A 23290-nucleotide genomic window follows, 5' to 3' on the forward strand; every position below is an offset into this window, starting at 1 on the left:
GAACACGGGAACCGTCCCACGTCGCTCCCTGGATCCGGAATCCATCCGGGTTGGTGGGATAGATGCGTCGTCTGTCGAAGGCGTGGGATGGGGCGGAGGCTCCGTAGTAGTCCGAGCGGACGAGAGGTCCGTGCATGGCGAAGGGAGCCAGCAAGTCGGCAGTAAGGATGCTGGAATGCCGGGAGGACGTTGGTGAATACCGACGAACTGGAATACGTCTTGCTCAAGGCGGAACGCCGGGTACTGGAAATCCAGACCAAGCTGCACCGTTGGGCCAGTGATGATCCTCATCGCAGGTTCGATGATCTGTACAACCTCGCCGCGGATCCGGGCTTCCTGTTGGTGGCATGGGATCGGGTGCGGAACAATAAGGGCGCGCGCACGGCGGGAGTGGACGGTGATACCGCCTACTACATTGAGTCCGTGCGCGGGTTGGAGGGGTTCCTTGCGGAACTGCGGGAGGATCTCAAAGCTCGCTCCTTCCGGCCCCTACCGGCTCGGCGGCGCGCGATTCCCAAGGCTGGCGGCAAGGTCCGCTATCTGGGGATCGCGACTATCCGGGACCGGGTGGCCCAAGCGTCCTTGAAACTGGTGTTGGAGCCGATTTTCGAGGCGGATTTTCTCCCGTGTTCATACGGGTTCCGCCCGAACCGCCGGGCTCACGACGCGGTGGCCGAGGTGCACCATTTCGCATCCCGCTCGTATGAGTGGGTTGTTGAGGGCGACATCAAAGCCTGCTTCGATGAAATCTCGCACTCCGCCCTTATGGACCGGGTGCGAGGGCGCGTTGGAGACAAGCGCGTCCTGGACCTGGTGAAGGCGTTCCTGAAGGCGGGCATCCTCGATGAGGACGGCACGCTGGTGGATACCAACGCTGGGACTCCGCAGGGGTCGATTCTTTCCCCGTTGCTGAGCAATGTGGCTCTCTCGGTCCTGGACGAGCATATCGCCCAAGGTCCGGGCGGCCCCGGAGCCAGCCCGTATGGAAGGGCCAAACGCCGTCGTCAAGGTCTGCCCAACTACCGCCTCGTGCGGTATGCGGACGACTGGTGCCTGCTCGTGTCGGGCACCGAGGCACACGCCGAAGCCCTGAAGGAAGAAATCGCCGGGGTTCTTTCCGGGATGGGCTTGCGCCTGTCGCCGGAGAAGACCCTGATTACCCATATCGACGAGGGCCTCGTCTTCCTCGGCTGGTGCATCCAGCGCCACCGGAAGCGAGGCACCGGCAAGCAGTACGTCTATGTCTATCCGGCTAAGAAGGCCCTGGCGGCCGTCATGGCCAAGGTGAAGGCGATCTGCCGGCGGAGCATGAACCTGTCGCTCGAAGACCTGCTGCGTCAGCTCAACCGGATGCTGCGGGGCTGGACCGCGTACTTCAAGTACGGATGCTCGAATGCGACTTTCAGCTATCTGAGGGCCTACCTCTGGAAGGAGATCGTCAGATGGCAGGAGCGCAAGCACCGGCGTGTTCCTTGGAAGGTACTACGTCGACGCTACGGCATCTGGCCCGCCGAGGGTGGAACGGAGTTGTTCGATCCGGCAAGGGTAAGCGCCAAGCGCTACTACTACCGGGGAACACGCATCCCGACACTATGGCCGAGCACCGCATGAAGTGACCACTGACCCACGGGATTTGTGGAGAGCCCGGTGCGCTTAGCGGCGCACGCCGGGTTCGGGAGGCGACCCGGAGAAACGGGCTGGTCGTGAGGCCAGTACCGCGCTCCGGGTCGACCTCACTGGTGATCGGGGGGTGGTGCAAGACCACTCCCGTTGGGCCGTCGCAGCGGCTTGACGAAGCTGGGGGCAGTTCGAACCGGGGACGCCGGGGAGGATGGCAAGCGGCCCCGACAAAGACGGGTCGTGCCGGTACTACCAGACGGTGCGGGCTCGTCGAGCGAGGTCAGAAGGTGTAGCGCGAGCGAACCAGTGCTTGAAGCTCCGTAACAGCGAAGCCGGCTCAAACCTGGTGGATACCGGGCCGGTGTGCAGTGCGTGGGGCCTCCTTCCTCCTGGTGGGGGTGGGGCCTCAACTCCGAAGCCGTATAGCTCGAACGGCGGGGAGGCCGCGTTGAAAGCCTGCGGCGTAGGCGCGGCGATGCTGCCGGGGTAGAGCTGGGCACCTCCCTGACCGACCGATCACATGGTGAACGTGGGAACCGCTCCACTGTTCGACCTGCCGCCGGACACCCAGTCCGGACCGGCGGGAGGGCCCGTTCCGGCTGAGGGCTGTGGGGTGGGGCGGAGGCCCGTAGTAGTCGCGGGAGTGACGACCCGTCACGGAGGCTGTGAGAGAAAGCCGCAGGGCGAAGGGGGCCAGCAAGTCAGCAGTGGCTGTTGCTGGAATGTCAGGAGGGGACCGTCGCCGGTGAACACCGACGAACTGGAGTCCGCCCTGTTCGGGGCGGAGCGCCGGGTACTGAAGATCCAGACGAAGCTGCACCGTTGGGCCTGCGCCTGTCGGTGGAAAAGACCGTGATCACCCACATCGAGGAGGGGCTGGACTTCCTGGGGTGGCGCATCCAGCGCCACCGGAAGCGTGGCACCGATCAGCACTACGTCTGCACCTATCCGTCGAAGAAGGCCGTCCTGGCCGTCAAACGGAAGATCAAGGCGGTGTGCCGACAGGTCGAGGTGAACCAGCCGCTCGATGACCTGCTGCGTCGCTTGAACGTGATGCTGCGGGGCTGGTGCGGCTACTTCCGGGCCGGTGTGTCCTCCGCGGTCTTCGCCTACCTCAACTCCTACTTGTGGGAGTCGGCTTGGCGATGGATTCGGCGCAAACACCGCAGGTCCACCTGGAAGGAGATCCGCCTCCGCTGCTGCGGTGGTGGATGGTGGCCCGCCAGCGAACGAAGGGAGCTGATCAACCTGGAGAAGGTGGGCACGACCCGCTACGGTGTTGTCACGTTGGTGAGGTGTTGATCGATCGAGGGCGCGTCAGGGCGTGGAGGGGTCAGGGCGCGGGGGCCTGTGTCACGCCGCAGTGGGCAGGACGGTGACGCCGGTGATCTGGTCCCAGATGGCGAAGCGGACGGTCATCTCGGCTCGGTGGTCGGAGGCGGTCATCAGGTGGCGGTGAGGGCGGAAGTGGGGTGAGATGCCGCTGAACGCGGACAGGAACCGCTGGGCCCCGCCGACGCTGCGGAAGCCTTTCATGGCGCGTTCGCGCTGCCGGGTGGGCTGATGACTGTTCTCCGCCCGGTTGTTCAGGCCCTTGTGCGAGCGGTGTTCCACCGAGGGCATGACCTCGCGATGCGCCGTGCCGTAGGAACGGAGCTTGTCGGTGACGACCACCCTCGGCACCGTACGGGTCTTCTGCATCAGGCGGCGGAAGAAGCGTCCTGCCGCGGCCTTGTCCCGCCGGCTCTGGACGAGGATGTCGAGGACGTTGCCGTCGGCGTCGACGGCCCGCCACAGGTACTTATGCTCGCCGTTGACCTTGATGAAGACCTCGTCCAGGTACCATTTGCCCCCGGGCCGGGGCCGGCGGCGGCGTAGCCCGTTCGCGTAGGCCTGCCCAAACTTGGCGCACCAGCGGCGGACCGTCTCGTAGGAGACGATCACGCCGCGCTGCAGCATCAGCTCCTCCACCTCACGGAACGACAGCGGGAAACGGAAGTACAGCCACGCGCAGTCCGCGATGATCTCCACCGGGTACCGGTGCCCCTTGTACGAAGGCGACGCGCACGACACCAGTGAACCCCTCCCGGCACGATCAACCACGAGATCATCCCACCCGGTCAGCCAATGTGACAGTGCCGCGCCGACCGCCTCGTCGACACCGGCTACACCTACGACGCATTCGGCCGCACCACCGCCCTGCCCGGCAGCACCATCGGCTACTACGCCAACGACCTCGCCCACCAGCAGACCGCGGACGGCAAGCGCCAGACCTGGCAGCTCGACGCCAACCTCCGCTTCCGCTCATGGAAAACCGAGACTGGCAGCGGCACCACCTGGACCCAGACCGGCTTCAAGCTCAACCACTACGACAGCGACAACCCTCGCTGGATCACCGAGGACACCATCACTGGCGCCCTGAACCGCAACGTCGAGTCCGCCACCGGCGACCTCGCCGCCACCACGAGTAAGACCGGCGACACGATCCTGCAGCTCACCACCATCCACGGCGACATCGCACTCCAGCTTCTTCTGGACACCAACAAGCCACCCGTCGCCCTGGATTCCGACGAGTACGGCAACCCGCGAGCCGGCCAGGCCGCCACACGCTACAACTGGCTCGGCGCCAAACAACGCTCCACTGAAACCCTCACCGGCCTCACCCTCATGGGTGCCCGCCTCTACAACCCCGCTTCTGGCCGGTTCCTCTCCACAGACCCGGTCTACGGCGGCAATCTGAACGCCTACGAGTATGCCCACGCTGACCCACTCAACCGCTACGACCTTGACGGCAGGTGGAGCTGGTTCAAGAAGCAGAGGAAGCGCTTTACGAGCTGGGCAGGAAGGACGTCACGTAACCCCAACGTGCGTCACTACTACTACGGCGTAAGGTTTGCCGCTTCCGGAATCAACCCGCTGAAGAAATATCGGATCATTGCCCGATGGGTACTTAAACCAAGCGTATGGCCCGAACTTGCAGGAGTGCCTGGAAGGGGTGTGTTGCGATGGCATGGGGCGGCTACAGTGCCGCCAACTACGGTCGCAAGTACGTGAGAAACTACCGGTACCTGCGCGAGTACAATCAATCACTCACCAAAGCAGGTAAAGACTCTGTCTGCCGTCGTTACACGGGATACTGCGGACCAGGCGGCACGTGTACCTGAACCTATGGAGAAACCGTGGGGGATCTCGTCGATCTGTTGCTCCGTGTACTGAAGTGGCTGGCCAGAGCGGCTGCTGGCATCCTTGAATACATGAATCTCCGAGCCGGAGCACGTGGCCTCAAGCAAGAGATGAAGAATATACGCGGACGAAATAGGTCATAAGCTAGTGTTGGGCCCCGGCGCGAAGCCGGAGCCCAACACTACGTTAAGAACCCCGGCAAGGACCACGGCCCGCGCTGTCCGTACTCGGCGACCACGACGACACCCTGCGCCGGGTCGTGCGCGACGCGGTCGCGCACCTGGACGAGGCCGCGGAGAAAGGCCGGCGCCGCCGCGAGGACGACGCCCGCTTCCTCCCCCTGCGGGACGTGACCTACCGCTCCGGACGAACCACAACACCCGCGACCAGGCCGAGTTCCTCACCGCCGACTGGGCCCTCGCGGCCACCGCATACGACCGGTTCGCCGACGAACTCGACACCGTCGAAAGAGGAACCCAGCACACGGTACGCATCACGCTCGATGACGGCGCACCTGTTGCACAGCCCGGACCGGCCGGAACAGCCGCGGAGCCAGGTACGGCTGGCAAGTGACGGTGGCAGGGCGGTGATTCCGGCCGCTGCCCCGGCAGCCGCGCCGACGGCGGGTCCCGGGGCCTGATCCGCTCAGCTGCCGCTTGTCCGGGAAGGCTTGGCGCCAAGGTAGGCGGTGTCTACGACGATTCGCGGGGGCGGGTCGTCCGGGCCGGGCCGCTTGGTGGTCCGGTCCAGGGCCGCGGAAATCTCGTCGTACATGCGGATGGACTCGGCTTCCTGTTTCCGGGACCAGGGAAAGTCCCCCGACCCGGTCGCCCCGTGCGCGTCTTCGTCCAGCTCCCGCAGGTAGTTGGCCAGGCCCACCCCGGATAGCTCGATCCGCGTCAGGCCGTTGGGCAGGGATGTGGCCTTGGCCTTGATGGGGCGGGCTGTCTGGTTGTAGGGAATCTGCTCCGACGTCTTCTCCCACAGCTCTTTGGTCGTATCGATCTGGAAGGTCTTCAGTCCTGCGGCCTTTTGCAGCCGCTCGGAGTGCTGGGGTGGGGAGTCGGCCGAGCAGCCGGCCGTGGCCGTCAGGCAGGCCCGCTCCCAGCAGCGCCAGGACGGGGTGAGTCGTGATCTTCACGCCGCGCAGTCTGACGGGGTTCGTCGGCCACCGCTGGAACACTCGCTGGCTTCATCCGATCACGTGACGTTGGCGCTTTGTCGTCTACCGAGTCCGGCGACAAGAGCTGTCTGTGACCCTCAGTGTGTATGCTCCTGAGCTCCTGTCAGCCGCCCCGCGACTTCCTCGTCCAGGGCGGCTTCCGTTCCAGGCACACAGCGCGTCCCGCCTCCGCTGCTGGTATTCCCCGACGCCTTCGCTCTTTCGCCCGTGGCCTTCGGAGTAAACCAAGCCATGCCATGCGGCGACGCCGGTCGGGTTGGGGACTGCGTTGCTCAGACGCGGGATGGTTCAGCCCTGTAGGCCGTGATGGCCTGCTGGAGGGTGGCCACCTTAAAGCCGAGCACGCGCGGTTGGCCGGGGTGGGTCCGGACCAGGCCTTTGTTGGGCCGGGTGACGTCGACACGGGTCAGGAGCCTGACAAGTTGGCCGGCCATGCCGGAGGCATCGCGGAAGACTGGCGTCTGCTGCTGCAGGGTGGCGAACAGAGCCTGGCTGGAGACTACTTCCTGATCACTTTCGCGGGCGGCGTCGTAGGCGCGGAGCAGAAGATCGGGAACTGAGTCCTGGCCGCTTACCGGTGAGGGAACGGCGGGCAGTCCGGCCCGCATGTAGGAGCCGTCGCGGAGCTGACGCAGCAGGGACCGAAACGGGGGCCGGAGCCGGAAAGGTCCAGTCCAGGGATCGGCCTGGGTGCGGGGCTTCCCGGTGGAGACGCGGTAGGGCTGCCTGCGCGTTCCGGGTCGCGTCCCTCGTGGTGGGCCCGTCAGCGCACCTGGTCCGGCCGCGCCATCAGTACTCCTTCGCCCAGTGTTGGGTCGTCTTCGACGACTTGCAGTACGTCAGGACTGGCCTGCCGGCGATCTGGTCGAGGCACCGGCTGCTGTCCAGGTTCACGACGGTGCTGCTGGTGCCCGTGCGCCAGCTCTGGCTGGCCGTGGAACCGCAGTCGGCCATGTGCAGCTGTCCGAAGCTGACAGTCAGGCACTGGCTGACGGACTCGTTGTACAGCATGTAGGAACCGCCCGGACCGGCCTTCGCGGTCCAGTTAGCCACCGGGATGTCCTCGCAGGTGTCGAACGCGACGTTGATTCTCACGGTCAGGCACTTGCTGTAGCCAACATTCCTGAACCGGAAGTAGCCGCTGGGTGCGGGGGGTTTCGGCGAGGTCGCGCCGGACGTCCCACCGGAACCGCCCGCGTCACCCGATCCGCCAGTGGTCTTCCCGCCCGTCGCGTTACCACTGGAGGCATCCCCGCCCGTGGCGTTCCCGCCGGAGGTATTGCCGCCCGTGGCGTTGCCGCCGGTCGCGTTCCCTCCGGTGGCGTTGCCGCCGGTCGCGTTCCCTCCGGTGGCGTTGCCGCCGGACGCGTTGCCGCCCGTGGCGTTCCCTCCAGACGCGTTCCCTCCGGTGGCATTGCCGCCGTGCGCGGGTTCGCCCCCGGCTGTGGGGAGCGTGGCGGAGGTTCCGGCCGAGGGGGTGTCGCTGGGGGGACGGCTTGTGTCGGAGGTGGCCTTGGCGTCGGGGTCGCTGTGCAGCTGGGTGCCGGTGTAGACGGCGAGGGAGACGACCAGGGCCCCGGCTGCGACCAGGGCGAGGACGAGTCGCCGCCGTTTGGTGCCATGGCCGGCGGGCGGAGGGAGGGGCGGGGTGGGTTCGTGGGGGTGGTGCGTATGCGGACCGCCCTGGTCAGTGGCGGGTTGCCGTTTCTCCAGTTGCTGGTCGTTCTCGTACGTCGTGAGGTCGGCTCGGATCTGGTCCCGCTGGGTGAGGGCTGCTTTCTTCTTTGCGGCCCGGTCCTGGTTCTGGCTGTTCAGTGAGTCGATCTGCTGCTGCAGAGTGATCCGGCGCCGGCGTTCCCCGTCGCGGTCCTCGCGCAGTGTCTGCAGTTCCTCGGTGAGCGCGGCTATTTTCTCCAGGGCCGCGTTCGTCGCGTTGTTGAGCTCGCGGATCAGGAGGGTGTTCTGGTAGTCGAGGAGCATCTGGCGGTGGACGTTGTGCGGGTTGGCCCGCGTGCAGTACAGCTTGAGCAGCTCGCCGTACTGGTGCAGGAACACCGCTGCGGCCCGGTCCTGCAGATTCGCGCGTTCCTGTGCTTCCTTGATCAGCACCTCGACGAAGCGCAGGGGCGGGATGTTGGGCCCTTCACGCTTCGGGGTCTGCCAGGTGGCGACCTTCCCCTTCCCGAAGTTGTGCATGTCCGCCAGCGCGTTCGTCGACAGGCCGGTCTTCTCGACGAGGCCGCGCACCGTCTTCTTGAAGCCGCTGAGTGCTTTCCACAGCCTCTCCTCCTCGCCGTCGCCGTCGAGAACGTCTAATAATCGCTGGTCAGCCACTGGTTCTCACATCCGAAGAAAGTCCGGCGCGGGGCAGCGTTCTGCCGCGCGTGCGTACCACGATCCCGCTGGTCCCTAGTGCCGTGACCGGCAACGTTTGCCCCGTCGCGCCGCCCAGCACGCACGCTCGCGGCGTTGGCCAAAAGCCCACGTAGCCCCGCTACGAGGGCTTCCGGCCGCCTTGCGATCGCCCGCACCGGACGACGCTCCTTACGGGGCAAACCTTGCCGGTCACGGCACTAGTACTTCCCGTGACCGCATTCCCGCTGGTCGTCCCCGCACCGTGTGCGGGGACAAGACGGGGACGTCCCTCCTGGTGCTCGGCCGACTCCAGGAGGGCGGACCAGACGTGAAAGGTCCTGCACATGTACGGCCACGACCCACTGCTCATCATCCTGCTCCTGGTCCTCGTCGGCCTGGGCATCGGCTGGATCCAGCACCGCCGGCCGGCCATCGGGGAAACGATCGACGTCGCCACCAAGGTCCTCATCACGCTCATCGGCCTGCTCATCTTCGCCAGCAACGGCACAACCGAACAGAACACACCCACCACCCCGCACCGTCCATGTCCGCGACCCCAGCAGACCACGACCGGGCCCGCTCCGGCACAGCAGCAGACCGACCGTGAACGGACCACGAAACCGCTGCACGCCCCCCTGAGCCGCGAACGCCAGTCTTCGGCACGCGCCCGGCGCAGCGTCTGGGGTGGCCGATACCTCAGCCCCACAGCTTGCGGGTGAACTCCTGCGCCCACTTCACCCGCTCGTGGTGCGGGCCGTGCGGCGTGCACGCGGAGTTCGGCCCGGCCTGGCACTTCGGGCCGGTGACCTCCTCCGCCTGCCAGGTCCGCGCCGCCGAGCCTGCGGTCTCCTGCGCTTCTCGCTCTTCCCTGCGCGGCCGAGGAGGCCGGGGCTCGGCCCGGGCAGGCTGCGGGACCTGGGGCTGGCGTTCGTCGCGGGCGCCCTTCCGCTTCTCGCGGGGGCTGACGCGGTCGTCGCTCTGCAGGACGCGGTGTAGGCGTTCGTCGTGGGGAAGCTGCCGCTTCTCGCCGGGGCCTGACGCGATCGTCGTTGCCACACAGCTTTCCCGGTGCGGCGTGGCATCGCGGGCACACCATCCGGTACCAGTCGCCGCGTGGCACCTGGTGGTGCGGCCGGGGCGCGGCCTTCTTCCTCGCCTCCTGCGCCCGGCCCTCCCGGTAGACCTTCGGCCGCCGTTCCTGGAGGGGACCTGCGGGGCCCTCACGCTCACGCTCCTCGGGGGCTGACTGCATCGGCTCGGCAGGAGCCTCAACCTCCTGTCGAGCCTTCTTCTGTTGCCGGGCCATTCTCTGTGCGGCTTTCCGCTCATCCACGATCAGCTGCAGCCGCTCATTGTGGCCGTCCTTACGCGCCTTCCCACTGTTGGACCCTTCGACCAGCACACAGTTCTTGCCCTGGTCCGCGTGGCAGCGCGGACAGCTCCGCTGGATCCAGTACTGCCGCGCCACGCGCAGCTGCTCCTGCGGCCCCAGTGCCGCCCGCTTCTTCCAGACCTCCACACGACGCGCTTCACCACGCTTCAGCAGTTCTCCGGCCAAGGCCGCGGACCGCAAGAGCTCCTCCACCTGAGGGCGCAGATCGAACGTGTACGCGTCGTACCCGCGAAGGCGATGGAGGGCGCTGCGGACGCGAGCGGCAGCCTTTTTTGCTTCGTTCTCAGTGGCAGCTTCCGCTTCGACCGCGTCCCGCGTGAGGTCCTCCAGGCTCTCGAAGTACTTGATCGCCCGCTCGTAGATGGCGGACTCGGCCTCCGTGCGATCCTCCGCAGCAGGCGCGTTGACGCGAATCAGAAGTCTGCGCACCCGCCCAGGGCGCTGCTCAGCTACCGCCCTCTTCAGGTTGTCGAACAGCCTGCGGCGCTCCTCGTTCTGCTCGGCCAGCCAGACCCTCGCGTGGCGTACGGCAGCCTCGAGCTGCCCCTGGAGCTCCCCCTCCACACCGGTCAGACCCTCGATCTCCTCGCACACCTGCTTCGCCAAGGACACGGACTCGATCCGACGCGCATACACCAGCCGGCGCAGCAGGGCCTGGGCGCGCGCCTCCGGCTCCGGCACCTTCCTCGCCTTGCCGGGCGACCACAGCGACGGACGCGGCGCGCTGCGGGCCTGAACGATCTTCTCAACCGCCGGCGTCGACAATCCGCGCTCCGTCATCTCGCACTCGTCCAGAGCGAACCATTCGATCGGCCTGGCGAACGCCTCGGTCCCGATCTGTACGTGGCGCGCGGTGCCCACGCTGTCCAGGCGGATCCGGTGTACGTACCAGCGGCGGATCAGCGTGTCGCGGTCGACCGGCACCATCGTCCCGAGGACCGGCTCCAAGTCGTCGTCCCACACCGGCGCTACCGCCTGGTCCAGATGCACCCGCAGAGCACCATGCCGCCAGCGCACATCTACGACGGAGCCGAGTGGTGCCCCTTCGGCGCGGGTGTACTCGAAGGTGGCCTGCTCCCCGCGGCCGGCGAGCCAGGCCGCGGCCGCCGACCGCACATAGAGGTGGTCTGCGCTGCTCACCCCCCGGGAAGAGCGACCGCACAGATGAGAATGTCCTTCGGCGCCGGGGTTGTGGGCGAAGTGGCAGACCCGGTCGGTGTAGAGCTTCGTGGCCAGCTGGCCGCCGCAGCCGCCGAGCAGGACCCCGCACCAGAAGGTGTCGCTTTCGTAGTGGTGGCGGAAGGCGTCCAGCTCGATCGCCTCCATCGGCAGCATCAGCGGCTCTTCCGAGTCCGCGCTTCCCAGCACCGCCGTCTGAATCTGCCGCCTGTCACCGCGCACGAACCCCACCTTCCGTCCTAACTCATCGTGTCATTCGCGGCGTTGGCCTCGCAGCCGATCAACGCAGTCCTCGGTGTGGCGGGAGCGTCACGGTAGGTGGGAGAGGTCGATGCCGCGAAGCGGGGTGGGTCGGCCGGCCTGGGCCCGCTGGTCACCCAGGTCGGCGGCGCGGTCCTCGAAAGCCCCCGACTCCTTCGAGGCGCTGTTCACCGCGGCGGCCGAAGATCCTGCCGCAGCCGAGCACGTACGGGACCTGTTCGCCTACGCACTGGAGTGGACGCAGGACAAGGCTGCGAACTCGGTGAACCCGCAGTCGCTGGGCAAGGCCATCTGCTCGGCGCTGACCGAGCACGGCCCTTCCCACTGGCCGTGGAAGCGCCCGAAAGGCTGAGCCGGACAGAACCGGCCCTGGGCACGGGCCGGCCGTCGAGCGCCTCGATCCGGTCACTCCCGGCGAAGTCACGGCACGGGGCGGCCGACGGCCGGTACTCTCGACCGGTTTCAAGGCCGGAAGGCGCACGGGAGTTGTCCCGTGGCCGCGTGTAGGATCTCGCCGCTCGTGTCATAGAGCACAGCCCTGACCAGGGGGTTTCTAGGCTGTCTCAGCCCATGTCCGAGCGCTCGTGTCTCAGTCCCGTGGCAGTTCCTCAGGGTCTGCGCCAGCAACCATCCGCTCCGCCCATTCGCGCACGGTCACTGCTCGCCCGATGCGGCTGACGATGTCCTTCTTGGACGCGGCGTCCAAGGTCTCCGGAAGTTTGTCGAAGGTGCCGGGGAGAACATCGAGCAGACCCCAGATCTGTTCACCGGTCCTGACTGTCAGCAGTTGCTGGCACCTCCACTGCAACGGCATCTCGGGTCGGTGCGTGAGCCGCTGCACGAGCGTAGGGAACAGGTAGTGCGTCGCCTCTGCGGCGAGGTGCTCTCGGAGCCAGTCGACCGAGAGCCGCTGACTGAAGCCATGCGTGGCGGCCTCTCGGGTCAGGTCCAGGAGCTGATCGGTGTCGACGGCTCGGACGGTGTGGGGAAGGGTCGGGGTCATGTCGCGATGATGCCAAGAAGTCCCCGCAGGTCCGAGAGGTCAGCGGGGCCGGGATGCGATCTGCCGACGGGCAGGACCCCAGACTTCCTCGAACTGGTCGGAGGTCAGGGTCTCGGGGTCGTGGCCTTCCCACTCTGAGACGGGCAGTTCAGCGGTTATCCCGAACCTGTGGTCGTACTCATCAAGGCGGCCTGCGTCCTGGGCCCGCTGCCATTCATCGAGGGAGGCCGCTGCGATGGGCGCCAGTTCAGGGCCCTGGAGCTCGACCTGCCGAGTCACCCAGCCTTCCGCGTCGACCTCGAAGTAGAACCAGATGTCTTCCTCGTCCCAGTGGCAGCGCATCCATGTCGTCACCTGACCATGATGGCGGGGAATCCACCCCGGGCAGATCTCAGTTGTGACAGGCCCGACCTGCTGAGATGCTCCCGAAGTGGCAGAAGAAGAGGACAACACCCCACTCAGTGCCGGTTGGGACGGCGCCTATTACCGAGTTCGCGCCGGAGCCCTGGAGATGCTCTTCCTTCCAGATCCGAACGAGGCACTGGACCAAGTGTGCAATGTCGATGCGGAGGTCCGTCTGCCGGACGGTTCACGCTGGAGCACAACGATCTTCACGGTCGCTGAGGTAGAACGGCTGATGACCCAATGGGTCGACACTGGTGAGGCACTGAACGGCCGGTATTTCTGGTGTTCGGACGGCTTGATCGTCAAAGAGCCCGGAGTCCTGCCGATGGCCAAAGTTATCATGGGCTTGCTCGACAACGGCGAGTTTCACCAGGTCCTTCAGCGGCTCGGAGACTCCGAGTGACCCATCCTTCGGCAAGCGGTGAACTTTCAGTTGCACGGCCTCGAAGGCTCCTCGCGGCCTGTCGCAGGCTCACGGCATGGGGATAGATCCCACTGATTGGTCGAGCATGAAGGGTGCCCCAGAGCTCATCGGGTTCCAGCCCTGCGCTCGTGCCTCGCGGATGCTCGCAGCGACGTCAGTCGGCCGGATGGGCTCTGCCTTGATTTCGAACCAGTTACTGGGATGCGGCTGACCACTGGTGACGACCAAGGTCGTTCCGGGCTGGTCGGCATCGGCGATCTCCACCGCGAAAGTCAGCGGTGTCCAGCACAGTCCTTGCATGTAGGAGGGCTTCCTGCGGATTCGCCAGCGGTACTCGGTCTCGTCGACGGTGATCCGTCGGGACCCCTTCTTGTTCAGCGCCATCACGCCCCCTCTCCCGTCTCGGACTGTAATGCCCCGTCCTTGACCCGTCCCCTGATATTCCTGGCGGCAGCTGCGACCTCTTCCCCGAAGGCGGTCAGTTTCATGGCCCGGCCGCGCTCGGCGCGCTCAAGCAGTACCTTCCCAAGGTCCTTTTCCAGGCTTGATCGAGTGTGTCAATTTAACGGCTGATCTTGGTTGTTGAGTTGGTCAGTGGTCGGTGGGGGTCAGGCGGCCCTCGAAGGCGACCTGGAAAGCGTTCAAGGGCGCCTTCCAACGCATGGTCCACCGCTTGCGGCCCTTGCCGGTCGGGTCCAGGCTCATCAGCGCCATGTAGACGCACTTGAGCGCCGCGGCTCGTTGGGGAAGTGCCCGCGGGCGCGGACAGCCTTGCGTATGCGGGCGTTCACGCTCTCGATCGCGTTCGTCGAGCAGATGACTTTGCGGATCTCGACGTCAAAGGAGAGGAAGGGCACGAACTCGGCCCAGGCGTCGGACCACAGCTTCACGATCGCCGGATACTTCCGGCCCCACGCCTCCTGGAACTCCAGGAACCGCTCCATCGCCGCTTCCTCGTTCGGCGCGGTGTAGACGGGCCGCAGCGCCTTGGCGATCTTGTTCCAGCCCGGCTCCCGGATCACAGCGCGACCACCCCCACCACGGCAGCCGCCGCCACGACCAGCACACCCACCACGTTGACGGCCATGTCCCGCTTCCAGGAGCGGCGTTCGGCCTCGACGTCCAGGACGAAGACGGCCGGGTCGGCGGGGGCGTAGTGGATCGTGAGGTCCCGGCCCCGTGATCCGGCGGGGTCCGGTATGCCGGACTCGCAGTAGGCCGTGACCTCCCTGCCGTCGAGGGTGGTGAAGGTGACGACCGGCATCAGGTTGGTCAGGGTGTGGCCGTCGTTGGAGTCGACGGTGACGCTCTTGAGGACGGCGGTGACACGGCCGGGTACGGCGGCCATGGCGGCGAGTTCGTCGAGACGGCGGTTCCGGTCGCGGATGTTCCCGGGCAGGTGGTACATGCCGGAGAGGGCCCACGGCCCGCAGAAGCCGAGCAGCGCCCACGGCCACCCCCAGTCGATCGCGGCGACGGCGACCAGACCGGCGTAGACGAGGAAGAGCGCGAAGTTCGGCCAGCCGAGGCCGCGTCCGCCGTCCTCGGAGAGGTGATTCGCGAAGCGGAAGGCGTGGGGCCTGCCGCGCGGGTAGTGGACGCCGATCTCCCGGCCCGTCCAGGCCACGCTGATCCGCTCACCCCGTTCACCGTCGTTGGTGACGGTGAACTCCTCCCCTGTGGACGGGGCCTGGAAGGACACGACCACGGCGATCCCGTCACTCGGCGAGCTTCCGTGCCGGGGCTCGTCCACCCTCACGATCCGCCCCGTCGCCCGGACCGTCCGCTGCGCCCGGGTCATCCCGGCCAGCGACCTCCCGTATCCGACCAGCGCCCACGCGCCGAACCCCCCGCACCACAGCGCCAGATACACATGCAAGCCCACGGGTCAGCCTCCTGCCGAGGCGCGCCGTACGACCTTGCCCTGCCCGTCCGCCTCCAGATAGGCGGTGCCTTCGGAGCCGGTCACGGAGACCCTGAGGGCCACCCTGCCGGTGAGGCGGTTGGCGGTGAGTTGCCAGGTGCGCGGGGAGCCGACGCCGAGCGTGGTCGTGGCCTCCTTCACCAGGGCGGGAACACGGTCGTACGGCAGGGAATCCAGGTCGAGTCGGGAGGCCGCCTGGGTGCCGGTGGGGGCGATGAAGACGACCGTCAGCAGGCGTTCCTGTACGACGACGGTGAGCGCTCGCTGCTTGTCCTCGCCCTTGGCGAGCGCGGCGACGGAACGGCCCAACCTGCCTTCGTCCAGGAAGGATTGACCGGAGCCGAGGGTCACCGTGCCGGTCGCCGACGACACGACCGTGGTCGAGGTGGTGCTGGAGGAGGAGACCGACGGGCGCGCGGTGCCGGTGCCTGTGCCGGCGTCGTTCTGGGGGAACAGGTCCGCGCGGAACAGCAGGACGACCAGGGCCGCGCCGAGCAGCAGGCCGAGGAACCCGACCAGGGTGGCGCCGCAGCCCTCCAAGGGGTCGCTCATCCGGGCCGGTCCGGGTGCCGAGTCGAGGCGGGCGGAGGCCGCCCGCTCCTCCCATTCCGGCGTCGGCCGTTTGACGATCCTCACCTTCAGTGGCCGGTCCGGCGGGTACTGGACAACCAGGATGCGCCGCGGCCGGTAGTCGGGCAGGTCGGCGAGGTTGATGTCCTGCGTGAACGCGACGCGGTACGCCGGTGCGTCGTCTGGTGCGACCGTGAGGTCGAACTTCACCGGTACGTCGCTCGTCTCACCCTCGACGGCCTCCAGGCTCTCGATCATCGCGAGGGCCAGGTGCGGCGGGATCGCCGCCTCCCGGGCCCGCCTCGGCATACCGGCGAGGTAGCGGATCAGGACGTAGACCGCGAGCAGGCACACGCCCCCGACGATCAGCGGAACGTTCTCGATGACGACACCGACGACCACGGCCGCCAGGAACGCCCCCGTCACGCCGCCCGTGAGGAACCCCCGGGCGAGCATGAGGGGCTTGTTGTGCGTGGGCGGCGGCGCGGCGCCCGTGGTGATCGTCATACAGCTGATTGTGCTGGGCTCAGGTGACAGCCGGTAGACCTCAGCATGATCTTCCGGCAGGTCACGGCGGGATCACCTCGATCGCTTCGCTGAGATGTGCAGCACGGCGCCGAGTTCGGTGTAGTCCGGGTGCCATTAACGAACGTCACGAGCCCCAAACGGATAGATGTGTGCTGGTCAGCGTGGGACTTTTGCTGCGGGGCTGCGCGGGCCTGCGCGGCGGTCTGCCAGGATGGGGGCATGGCGCGAGAGGCATCGACGTACGACGGACGGCACTGTCACGTTGGCTGACCGGGTGGGATGATCTTGTGGTTGATCGTGCCGGGAGGGGTTCACTCGTGTCGTGCGCGTCGCCTTCGTACAAGGGGCACCGGTACCCGGTGGAGATCATCGCGGACTGCGTGTGGCTGTACTTCCGTTTCCCGCTGTCGTTCCGTGAGGTGGAGGAGCTGATGCTGCAGCGCGGCGTGATCGTCTCCTACGAGACGGTCCCCCGCTGGTGCGCCAAGTATGGGCAGGCCTACGCGAACGGGCTACACCGCCGCCGGCCCCGGCCCGGGGACAAATGGCACCTGGACGAGGTCTTCATCAAGGTCAACGGCGAGCATAAGTACCTGTGGCGGGCCGTCGACGCCGACGGCAACGTCCTCGACATCCTCGTCCAGAACCGGCGGGACAAGGCCGCGGCAGGACACTTCTTCCGCCGCCTGATGCAGAAGACCCGTACGGTGCCGAGGGTGGTCGTCACCGACAAGCTCCGTTCCTACGGCACGGCGCACCGCGAGGTCATACCCTCGGTCGAACACCGCTCGCACAAGGGCCTGAACAACCGGGCGGAGAACAGTCATCAGCCCACCCGGCAGCGCGAACGCGCCATGAAAGACTTCCGCAGCGTCGGCGGGGCCCAGCGATTCCTGTCCGCGTTCAGCGGCATCTCACCCCACTTCCGCCCTCACCGCCACCTGATGACCGCCTCCGACCACCGAGCCGAAATGACCGTCCGCTTCGCCATCTGGGACCAGATCACCGGCGTCACCGTCCTGCCCACTGCGGCGTGACACAGGCCCCCGCGCCCTGACCCCTCCACGCCCTGACACGCCCTCGATCGATCAACACCTCACCAACGTGACAACACCCTCCGGCCAGGGCTTCACCGGTGTTGTCCAGGAAACACAGCAGCGGGTGGTGGCCGAAGCCGCGTTTGTAGGTGGCTGCCGCCTGCTCCTTCTCGGAGTGGCAGGTGACGAGTGTGGCGTCGATGTCCAGGACCAGGCCCGACAGGTCGCGCCCACCGGCGCGGGCCGCGGGTATGCCGGCCCTGGTTTCGGCGGCCTGCAGCCATGCGGCCTCCTGGGCGGCGGCCCTGGCCGAGCGCAGGCGAGCAAGTGCGGCCGAGTCGATGCCGGCCAGCAGGCGCCAGGCAGTCGGGGTGAAGGCGACCGGGCCGAACATCTCCGGCTGGTCGCGCAGCAGGGCCAGGTCGGAGATGGCCTCGCCGCCGTCGGCAAGCATCACCGCCAGATCGACCGCGATCCTGCCCGGGTCGTGCCCGGTACCACGCGGTCGCAGTCGACGCAGCGCGCCAGTGAACGCGCCGGTCAGGCCGGTGACATCGGCGAGATCTGCCAGCAGGCGGGATCCGGCATGGCTGACGACCCCTTCGCCGTCGGCCGAGACGACGAGCTTGGGACGCGACCCGGTACTGTGCACGCAGAAAGTGCCTTCCTGCTGTGATGACAGAAGCCCTAGACAAGCCTCATCATCCCAGCTCAGAAGGCACTTTCGCGTTTCCGCTCAGGATCCGGACGACACCGCCCCTGAAACGCGCAGGCTAGGGAATGACACGGTTCCTCAGGTTGTGAGGGTAGGGGCCTTCGCCGTGAATGCTCAGTTCCGTGGCCACGTCGAAGCTGTAGTAGGGGTGTGAGGTGAAATAGCTGTCCAGGTTGGTGCCGCCGAAGCAGATGAGATCCGGTCCACCCGCCGACTTGGGCCCGTTGCAGAGGCTCAGCGTCGGGTACTGGAACCCGTCGAGCGGGCGGAAGCCGGTGCCACCGGGGCCGGGAACGGGCAGGTGACCGACGAGCCCGCCAGGGTCGCCCGGCCAGTTCGACTCGCCGGGCTGCCGCCGGCCGTCGGCGAACAGGATTCCCTGGATGTTCCGGCCGGGCGGTTCGGTTTCCAGGACGGTGCCCGCGACGAGGGCGCCGAGGCTGAATCCGACGATGTACACCTTGGTGCTGAGGTCACACCCGTTGGTGACGTAGAGGTTGTAGAGCGCCGTCCTGAGGTTGGCGACACCGGCGTCGACATCGGCGTACAGGTTGATGTCGTTGACACTGTTGGGGTAGGGGATGCGCACTGGTTTGGCTCCCTCGGGAGCGAGAGCCGGGTCCAGGAGTTTCTGGGCCCCGCCGTCCTGCCAGCCCGGGACCACGAACATGACCGGCCCGCAGGGCTGGGCAGGCCGTGCGGGACCGGCCTGGGCCGTACCTGCCGACCCGATGATGGTGCTGGCGACGCTGGCGACCGACAGGGCGATGGCCAAGAACCATTTCTGTCGCGGCGATACGAAGCTTCTTGTCACGTGTTCTCCATTCGATGGTTGCGTACGGTATCGGCCGGGCTACGTCAGGGGCGCCGACTGGGCGGCGTTGTAGACGGCCTGCTCCTCGTCACCGAAGTGGGTGGAGCTCATGTTGGGGCCTTCCTGCCAGCCAAAGACGCCGATGATCTGGCCGGGGTCGTCGTAGCGGGAGAAGACTCCGGACTGGAGGCCCGTGCCGGTGGTGGGGTCGAAGTTCTGCAGCACGGCGCCGCCGCTGCATCCGGGCGACAGGGCCCCGGGCATCACGTCGCTGTAGTAGACCGGGTCGGCCAGGGTGGTGCCCTGGGCGAACATGAGGTTGCGGCCGTCGAAGGTCTGCTGGAGCTCTGGGGAGACGTGGCCGGGGCGGTAGTAGTTGCGTTCGGTGATGGTCGGGTAGCCGAAGATGTGGTTGGTCTGGTTCTGCGGCTGGTTGAAGCCGATTGGCTGAGCGCCGGTGACCTGGCCGATCGGCCGCGGGTCATCGGGGCTGGCCACCAGGACCGCGGCCATGTCGTGCCCCAGCAGCCGGTCGGCGCTCTGACTCCAGGTGTGGTGATCCACTCGCGGGTCACTCTCCAGACCCCGTACGGGGCGATGTCCTTGCCGGGGAGCGCCGTGCTGGTGGTGTGGCGGGGCAGATTCGCTCCGTTGAATCCCGGCACGAAGGCCATGTTGGTGACCACGATGCTCCCGAAGCCCACGTCGACCGGGGTGTGGACGCGCAGGCAGTGGGCGGCGGTCACCACGACGCTCTGATTGGCACTGGCCACCACGTTGCCGGAGCACGCTGATTCCGTGACGGCACCGTTCTCCAGGTTCTTGTACTCCATGAAGAACTTGCCCACGGTGCGCGAGACCAGTCCCGCCTTCTGCGGCCACGGCTTGCTGAGGTTGTCCCAGCCTCCCGGGGCGGGGTGGCGTCCTTGTCCTCGTGGTTCGGGCCGACGGAGGCCATCTTCGCGAGGGTCCAGTGTTCCACTTCGGCCCTGAGCCTCTGCCGGTGGTCCGCATCGGCCGGGACTGGCGGAAGGAGCTCGAACGCGGAGCCATCGCCCTGTGCCGGAGGCGCCGCGACGAAGAGTGCGGCCACCAGTGCGAGTACGCCGAGCAGGGTCGTTCTCGTGCGTCTTCACAGCATTCCAATGGACAAGGTTTTTTCCTCCTTGAGGGTATGGAGAGAGACGGTTCCGATGACGTTGGACGTTTTCCACGGCCGGTCTTACGGGTTGGTGGTCACCTCGAAGCCCGCACCGAAAACACCGGCGGGGGAGGCGGCGTCACGGGCACACAGGTCGGCAAGGATGTTCGCCGAGCTGGTGTACAGGAAGGGCGGCAGTTGGAGGGTGATCCCCTTGACGATGCCAGCCCAAGGGGCCGATGCCTGGAAGCCGTTGGCCTGGGAAGGGAAATCGGTACCCGGTACGTGCCAGATCGCCGGCCCGCCCGAGTCGCCCCTCATGAACACGGCCGTCCCGTACTTGTCGTTGCCCACCGCGCCGACCGTGATCTGCCCCGGCGCTCTCCTCCTGGAGGACCTGGCCCCGCGGGCCACCACCCCGAAGGGAAACGTAAAGGCCCCGACGACTGGACCCGGCGCCCCGTCACCATCAGCACAGGAGCGACGATCGGCTCCGGGGTCGTCATCGCCCCCGGAGCGACCGTCGGAGCCCACGCCCTGGTCGCACTCGGCGCGGTCGTGCTGCGCGACGTGTCCGCCCACGGCCTGGTCGTCGGCAACCCCGCGCGCCGGGTGGGCAGGGTATGCCGGTGCGGCCGCACCCTGGACACGGCGTTGCGCTGCACCACCTGCCAGCGTGTCTACCGGCACGAAGGCGATGCACTGACCGAGGATCAGAACCCGCCTCCGGGGTGAGAATCACACCGGTTTGTCACTGTTCTGTGCCAGACCGCGGATGCTGCGCGGACCGTGTGGGCGGCCCGGTTAGCGTCCCGCCTCATGAGCACCGCGCATCTCCCTCCTGCTGAGTACTACGCCTCCCTGCCCAAGCACATCGCCGGTGCCGGAGCCGCCATCCACGACGCAGCCGGCCGCATTCTCCTGGTCCAGCCGTCCTACCGCACTGACACCTGGGAGATCCCCGGCGGCGGTCTGGACATGGGGGAGGACCCGCTGCAGACAGTCCGGTGCGAGGTCAAGGGAGGGCGCTGTCACGTTGGCTGACAGGGTGGGATGATCTTCGGGTTGGTCGTGGTGGAGGGGTGTCCGTGGGCAGTGCTCCGCCGTCGTGCAAGGGGCACCGGTACCCGGTCGAGGTGATCTCCCGCTGCGTGTGGCTGTACTTCCGCTTCCCGTTGTCATTCCGTGAGGTGGAGGAGCTGATGTTCGGGCGCGGCGTGATCGTCTCGTGCGAGACGATCCGGTGGTGGTGCGCAAAGTTCGGCCAGGTCTATGCGAATGAGCTGTGCCGACGTCGGCCACGGCCGGGTGACAAGTGGTACCTGGACGAGGTCTTCGTGAAGATCGACGGTGAGCAGAAGTATTTGTGGCGGGCCGTCGACGCCGACGGTGACGTGCTCGACATCCTTCTCCAGGGCCGCCGGGACAAGGCCGCTGCCCGGCGTTTCTTCCGCACACTGCTCAAGAAGATCTGCTCGGTGCCGCGTGTGGTGGTCACCGGTCACCGGTTCGTCTTCGGCAAGCCGACGTCCTTCGACGCGCCGTACGACACCTCGGGCGTTCCGGCGGCCCATGTGGGCGGCAGCGCAAGGGACTTGACTCGCTTCGTCCTCGCCGAGCTCGGCGGCGGACGGGTGGACGGCCACCGGGTGCTCTCGGCGAAGGGGATCGCCGAGACCCAGCGCGGCCATGTCGGCAGCGACATCGACCAGTTCGGTATCGGCTGGTCGGTCGGCACTCTTGAAGGCACGGGCGAGCGCATGGTCTGGAAGTCCGGATCACTGCCCGGTCATGACGCCATGGTCGTCATGCTTCCCGACAGCGACCGAGCCGTGATCGTCCTGCAGAACGCCTTCCACCTGCTGCGAGCCCAGGAATTTCATCACGCCGCGTTCGGGGCAGCCCGGATCCTGACCGGAACGGAACCGGGCAGCGCATCGGTCGGCCCGCTCGCGCACGTCCTGCCGTGGGCGGTGCTCGCACTCGCCGGGGCGCTGGCACTGTGCGCGGCAGCCCCCGCCCTGCGGATCCTGCCTGGACGGCGGAAAGCGGCCCGCGACCGCTCCCGGCGCCGGATCGTACTGACCACACTGGCGTCGACCGGCGCGTCGCTGACCCTGGTGGCCCTCCTGTGGCAAGTGCTGCCCGCGGCCCTCGGAGGCACTGTCGAATCCGCTCTGTTGTGGCTGCCCGACGCGGGATGGGGCGCGGTGGCCGTCGCCGCAGCCGCTCTGCTGCTCGCCGTGGAGCGCACAGTACTCGCCGCGGTGGATCTGCGGCCGCGGAGACGGGCAACGGCCGATGCGAGTCCGCGAGCCTGAACCCGTTTCCCGCCGTCCGGTCAGGTACGGGCCTTGAACCGTTCGAGCGCGGCGACGCCCACGGCCGCGAGGGCGATCTGGATGAGCCATTCGATCCAGTCGATGCCCTTTGTCGGACACTCCCAGTGCCGCCGCGACCCCGGTGCCGATGAAGGCGGCGACGATGCCGACGGCAACGGTCCACAGCACGCCGATCCGCTGCCGACTGGGCAGCACCAGCCGGCCCGGGGTACCGATGACGGTACCGATCCTGCGGCGGGTCGGGCGCGGACGTGACTGTCCGGCTTCGGTTTCGGCGTGGCACTCGGGGCAGGGCGCAGCAAAGGCGCCCACCTCGGGCATGGGGGTGGGCGCCGTTCCATCGCCACCGGGAGGTCCGCAGGTATCGCATCACTCCGGTGCTCACTGATGCGTGCCGGCTCTTGCCCGCACGCGCCGGGCTGGGCTGGGTTCGGAAGTGGCTTGTGACCTGCGGGATCGGCATGCTGCGGGCCTGTGGGCGACGCAATTGGACGGCATGATCTGACGGACGAGGCGTGGGCGGTGGTCGAGGCGTTGCTGCCGGTCGCAGGGTGCGGTTGTTCGGCGCGGAACCTGCGTCGGCAAGTCGATGAGATCCGCCACTGGGTCCTGGCGGGGTGCCGTGGCGGGACGTGCCCGAACGGTATGGGCCGTGGTCGAGTCTGTATTGGGTGTTCCGCCGTTACCAGCGCGAGGGCGTCTGGAACCAGGCCCTCTCATCGGCTGCCTTCTCGAACGCGCCCGGGCCGCGGCCCGGGCGATCCGGGCCTGCGTCGCCGCCACGGTCGATGTCGCCCTGGCAGCCATCGACATCACCGCGATGGCGTTCGTGGTGCACAAGCACGGCTGCTTCCACCACCGCCACCTGCTCGCCGAAGCCCGCCGCCACCTCGCCCTCACCCTGCGCGGCCGCCGCCGCGAACCCGGCCTGGACGAGCGGGTCGTGGACGCCGTGATCACCGCGCAGTGCCTGGACATCAGCGACCCGAAGACACTGCGCGGCCGGATGCTGGCCTACCGCCTCTACACCGCCCGCTGGTCCCTGCCCGACCTCGACCTGTGATGATGGGCTTGTCGAAGGCTTCTTCACGCACGATCGGCGAGGCATCTCGTGGGTGAAAGCGTCCCATGCCGTTTCGGTGGTCTTTGTCCGGTTCGGCGGGGCGAATCGGATCGCGGACGAGGGGCTGTCGACGGTGGTTCGGCCGGCGGA

Annotated in this window: 23 protein-coding genes and 6 pseudogenes; 13 read left to right on the forward strand and 16 right to left on the reverse strand. The window is 67.3% G+C overall.

Annotated elements, in window-relative coordinates; all coding sequences use genetic code 11:
- The first annotated feature begins 192 nt into the window (after positions 1-192).
- Both ltrA and ACFYXM_RS34240 read left to right on the forward strand, forming a co-directional pair.
- Positions 193-1611 (forward strand): group II intron reverse transcriptase/maturase, encoded by a 1419-nt coding sequence (gene ltrA, locus ACFYXM_RS34235; RefSeq protein ID WP_389295390.1) that lies wholly within the window; start codon positions 193-195, stop codon positions 1609-1611.
- An 861-nt stretch (positions 1612-2472) separates the two neighbouring features.
- Positions 2473-2922, forward strand: coding sequence for a group II intron maturase-specific domain-containing protein (locus ACFYXM_RS34240; RefSeq protein ID WP_389295391.1), 450 nt, complete (start codon positions 2473-2475; stop codon positions 2920-2922).
- A gap of 51 nt (positions 2923-2973) precedes the next feature.
- On the opposite strand, the gene ACFYXM_RS34245 is transcribed toward ACFYXM_RS34240, so the two are convergent.
- Complete coding sequence (locus ACFYXM_RS34245; RefSeq protein ID WP_389295393.1) at positions 2974-3693, reverse strand: IS6 family transposase; 720 nt, start codon at positions 3691-3693, stop codon at positions 2974-2976.
- A gap of 69 nt (positions 3694-3762) precedes the next feature.
- On the opposite strand from ACFYXM_RS34245, the pseudogene ACFYXM_RS34250 reads away from it, so the two are divergent.
- Positions 3763-4449: pseudogene (locus ACFYXM_RS34250) on the forward strand (RHS repeat-associated core domain-containing protein); the annotation flags it as partial.
- A gap of 999 nt (positions 4450-5448) precedes the next feature.
- Here the strand turns inward: ACFYXM_RS34250 and ACFYXM_RS34255 are convergent.
- From ACFYXM_RS34255 to ACFYXM_RS34265, 3 genes are all read right to left on the reverse strand, one after another.
- Positions 5449-5682, reverse strand: a complete 234-nt coding sequence (locus tag ACFYXM_RS34255; RefSeq protein WP_389295395.1) for a hypothetical protein — start codon at positions 5680-5682, stop codon at positions 5449-5451.
- Positions 5683-6258: 576 nt separating this feature from the next.
- A complete protein-coding gene (locus ACFYXM_RS34260; RefSeq protein ID WP_389295397.1) occupies positions 6259-6594 on the reverse strand; it encodes a hypothetical protein in 336 nt (111 codons plus the stop codon).
- A 181-nt stretch (positions 6595-6775) separates the two neighbouring features.
- Positions 6776-8320, reverse strand: coding sequence for a ricin-type beta-trefoil lectin domain protein (locus ACFYXM_RS34265; RefSeq protein WP_389295398.1), 1545 nt, complete (start codon positions 8318-8320; stop codon positions 6776-6778).
- Between the two features lie 365 nt (positions 8321-8685).
- Here ACFYXM_RS34265 and ACFYXM_RS34270 point away from each other — a divergent pair, with 365 nt between their 5' ends.
- Entirely contained in the window at positions 8686-9060 is a 375-nt protein-coding gene (locus ACFYXM_RS34270) for a hypothetical protein (protein ID WP_389295399.1), read from the forward strand.
- Here the strand turns inward: ACFYXM_RS34270 and ACFYXM_RS34275 are convergent.
- A complete protein-coding gene (locus tag ACFYXM_RS34275; protein ID WP_389295400.1) occupies positions 9038-9397 on the reverse strand; it encodes a hypothetical protein in 360 nt (119 codons plus the stop codon). The genes ACFYXM_RS34270 and ACFYXM_RS34275 overlap by 23 nt on opposite strands.
- Before the next feature lie 803 nt (positions 9398-10200).
- On the opposite strand from ACFYXM_RS34275, the gene ACFYXM_RS34280 reads away from it, so the two are divergent.
- Both ACFYXM_RS34280 and ACFYXM_RS34285 read left to right on the forward strand, forming a co-directional pair.
- On the forward strand, positions 10201-10470 hold the full coding sequence (locus tag ACFYXM_RS34280) for a hypothetical protein (RefSeq protein ID WP_389295402.1): 270 nt from the start codon (positions 10201-10203) through the stop codon (positions 10468-10470).
- Positions 10471-11244: 774 nt separating this feature from the next.
- Complete coding sequence (locus ACFYXM_RS34285) at positions 11245-11526, forward strand: hypothetical protein (protein ID WP_389295403.1); 282 nt, start codon at positions 11245-11247, stop codon at positions 11524-11526.
- Between the two features lie 237 nt (positions 11527-11763).
- Here ACFYXM_RS34285 and ACFYXM_RS34290 read toward each other — a convergent pair whose 3' ends face one another.
- Together ACFYXM_RS34290 and ACFYXM_RS34295 are read right to left on the reverse strand one after the other, a co-directional pair.
- Complete coding sequence (locus tag ACFYXM_RS34290; protein ID WP_389295405.1) at positions 11764-12177, reverse strand: hypothetical protein; 414 nt, start codon at positions 12175-12177, stop codon at positions 11764-11766.
- A gap of 39 nt (positions 12178-12216) precedes the next feature.
- Positions 12217-12519, reverse strand: coding sequence for a hypothetical protein (locus tag ACFYXM_RS34295; protein WP_389295439.1), 303 nt, complete (start codon positions 12517-12519; stop codon positions 12217-12219).
- An 88-nt stretch (positions 12520-12607) separates the two neighbouring features.
- Between ACFYXM_RS34295 and ACFYXM_RS34300 the strand changes: the two genes are divergently transcribed.
- Entirely contained in the window at positions 12608-12985 is a 378-nt protein-coding gene (locus tag ACFYXM_RS34300) for a hypothetical protein (protein WP_389295407.1), read from the forward strand.
- 69 nt (positions 12986-13054) lie between these two features.
- On the opposite strand, the gene ACFYXM_RS34305 is transcribed toward ACFYXM_RS34300, so the two are convergent.
- The 4 genes and pseudogenes from ACFYXM_RS34305 to ACFYXM_RS34320 form a co-directional block, all read right to left on the reverse strand.
- Positions 13055-13390: a hypothetical protein gene (locus ACFYXM_RS34305; protein WP_389295408.1), complete on the reverse strand. Its 336-nt coding sequence runs from the start codon at positions 13388-13390 to the stop codon at positions 13055-13057.
- Between the two features lie 207 nt (positions 13391-13597).
- Positions 13598-14010, reverse strand: a pseudogene (locus tag ACFYXM_RS34310) (transposase); the annotation flags it as partial.
- A 14-nt stretch (positions 14011-14024) separates the two neighbouring features.
- On the reverse strand, positions 14025-14891 hold the full coding sequence (locus tag ACFYXM_RS34315) for a DUF3592 domain-containing protein (RefSeq protein ID WP_389295410.1): 867 nt from the start codon (positions 14889-14891) through the stop codon (positions 14025-14027).
- Positions 14892-14894: 3 nt separating this feature from the next.
- Positions 14895-16007: a hypothetical protein gene (locus ACFYXM_RS34320; RefSeq protein ID WP_389295412.1), complete on the reverse strand. Its 1113-nt coding sequence runs from the start codon at positions 16005-16007 to the stop codon at positions 14895-14897.
- Positions 16008-16345: 338 nt separating this feature from the next.
- Here ACFYXM_RS34320 and ACFYXM_RS34325 point away from each other — a divergent pair, with 338 nt between their 5' ends.
- A complete protein-coding gene (locus ACFYXM_RS34325; protein ID WP_389295414.1) occupies positions 16346-17065 on the forward strand; it encodes an IS6 family transposase in 720 nt (239 codons plus the stop codon).
- A gap of 79 nt (positions 17066-17144) precedes the next feature.
- On the opposite strand, the pseudogene ACFYXM_RS34330 reads toward ACFYXM_RS34325, so the two are convergent.
- From ACFYXM_RS34330 to ACFYXM_RS34340, 3 genes and pseudogenes are all read right to left on the reverse strand, one after another.
- A pseudogene (locus ACFYXM_RS34330) lies at positions 17145-17747 on the reverse strand (transposase); the annotation flags it as partial.
- A 91-nt stretch (positions 17748-17838) separates the two neighbouring features.
- Positions 17839-18555: a hypothetical protein gene (locus tag ACFYXM_RS34335; RefSeq protein WP_389295416.1), complete on the reverse strand. Its 717-nt coding sequence runs from the start codon at positions 18553-18555 to the stop codon at positions 17839-17841.
- A 78-nt stretch (positions 18556-18633) separates the two neighbouring features.
- The gene (locus tag ACFYXM_RS34340) at positions 18634-19158 is read right to left on the reverse strand and encodes a hypothetical protein (RefSeq protein WP_389295418.1); all 525 of its coding nucleotides are present in this window, start codon (positions 19156-19158) and stop codon (positions 18634-18636) included.
- Here ACFYXM_RS34340 and ACFYXM_RS34345 point away from each other — a divergent pair.
- On the forward strand, positions 19147-19353 hold the full coding sequence (locus ACFYXM_RS34345; protein WP_389295420.1) for a hypothetical protein: 207 nt from the start codon (positions 19147-19149) through the stop codon (positions 19351-19353). The two genes, ACFYXM_RS34340 and ACFYXM_RS34345, sit on opposite strands and share 12 nt — an antisense overlap.
- Positions 19354-19816: 463 nt before the next feature.
- On the opposite strand, the gene ACFYXM_RS34350 is transcribed toward ACFYXM_RS34345, so the two are convergent.
- Positions 19817-20089, reverse strand: coding sequence for a hypothetical protein (locus ACFYXM_RS34350; protein ID WP_389295421.1), 273 nt, complete (start codon positions 20087-20089; stop codon positions 19817-19819).
- A 465-nt stretch (positions 20090-20554) separates the two neighbouring features.
- Here ACFYXM_RS34350 and ACFYXM_RS34355 point away from each other — a divergent pair, with 465 nt between their 5' ends.
- From ACFYXM_RS34355 to ACFYXM_RS34365, 3 genes and pseudogenes are all read left to right on the forward strand, one after another.
- On the forward strand, positions 20555-20779 hold the full coding sequence (locus ACFYXM_RS34355) for an NUDIX domain-containing protein (protein WP_389295423.1): 225 nt from the start codon (positions 20555-20557) through the stop codon (positions 20777-20779).
- Between the two features lie 44 nt (positions 20780-20823).
- Positions 20824-21234 (forward strand): annotated as a pseudogene (locus ACFYXM_RS34360) (IS6 family transposase); the annotation flags it as partial.
- Positions 21235-21279: 45 nt separating this feature from the next.
- Positions 21280-22056 (forward strand): annotated as a pseudogene (locus tag ACFYXM_RS34365) (serine hydrolase); the annotation flags it as partial.
- A gap of 20 nt (positions 22057-22076) precedes the next feature.
- On the opposite strand, the pseudogene ACFYXM_RS34370 reads toward ACFYXM_RS34365, so the two are convergent.
- Positions 22077-22305: pseudogene (locus tag ACFYXM_RS34370) on the reverse strand (GlsB/YeaQ/YmgE family stress response membrane protein).
- Between the two features lie 404 nt (positions 22306-22709).
- On the opposite strand from ACFYXM_RS34370, the gene ACFYXM_RS34375 reads away from it, so the two are divergent.
- Positions 22710-23033, forward strand: coding sequence for a hypothetical protein (locus ACFYXM_RS34375; RefSeq protein WP_389295424.1), 324 nt, complete (start codon positions 22710-22712; stop codon positions 23031-23033).
- The last annotated feature ends 257 nt before the right edge of the window (positions 23034-23290 follow it).

It is taken from the genome of Streptomyces sp. NPDC002476, from assembly GCF_042889785.1.
GTDB lineage: Bacteria > Actinomycetota > Actinomycetes > Streptomycetales > Streptomycetaceae > Streptomyces.

Bases quoted from the DNA above. Each gene is read 5' to 3' on its own strand.
- ACFYXM_RS34260 (WP_389295397.1), bottom strand. From the start codon at position 6,594: ATGCGGGCCGGACTGCCCGCCGTTCCCTCACCGGTAAGCGGCCAGGAC.
- ACFYXM_RS34270 (WP_389295399.1), top strand. From the start codon at position 8,686: ATGTACGGCCACGACCCACTGCTCATCATCCTGCTCCTGGTCCTCGTC.
- ACFYXM_RS34285 (WP_389295403.1), top strand. From the start codon at position 11,245: ATGCCGCGAAGCGGGGTGGGTCGGCCGGCCTGGGCCCGCTGGTCACCC.
- ACFYXM_RS34290 (WP_389295405.1), bottom strand. From the start codon at position 12,177: ATGACCCCGACCCTTCCCCACACCGTCCGAGCCGTCGACACCGATCAG.
- ACFYXM_RS34295 (WP_389295439.1), bottom strand. From the start codon at position 12,519: ATGCGCTGCCACTGGGACGAGGAAGACATCTGGTTCTACTTCGAGGTC.
- ACFYXM_RS34305 (WP_389295408.1), bottom strand. From the start codon at position 13,390: ATGGCGCTGAACAAGAAGGGGTCCCGACGGATCACCGTCGACGAGACC.
- ACFYXM_RS34320 (WP_389295412.1), bottom strand. From the start codon at position 16,007: ATGACGATCACCACGGGCGCCGCGCCGCCGCCCACGCACAACAAGCCC.
- ACFYXM_RS34355 (WP_389295423.1), top strand. From the start codon at position 20,555: ATGAGCACCGCGCATCTCCCTCCTGCTGAGTACTACGCCTCCCTGCCC.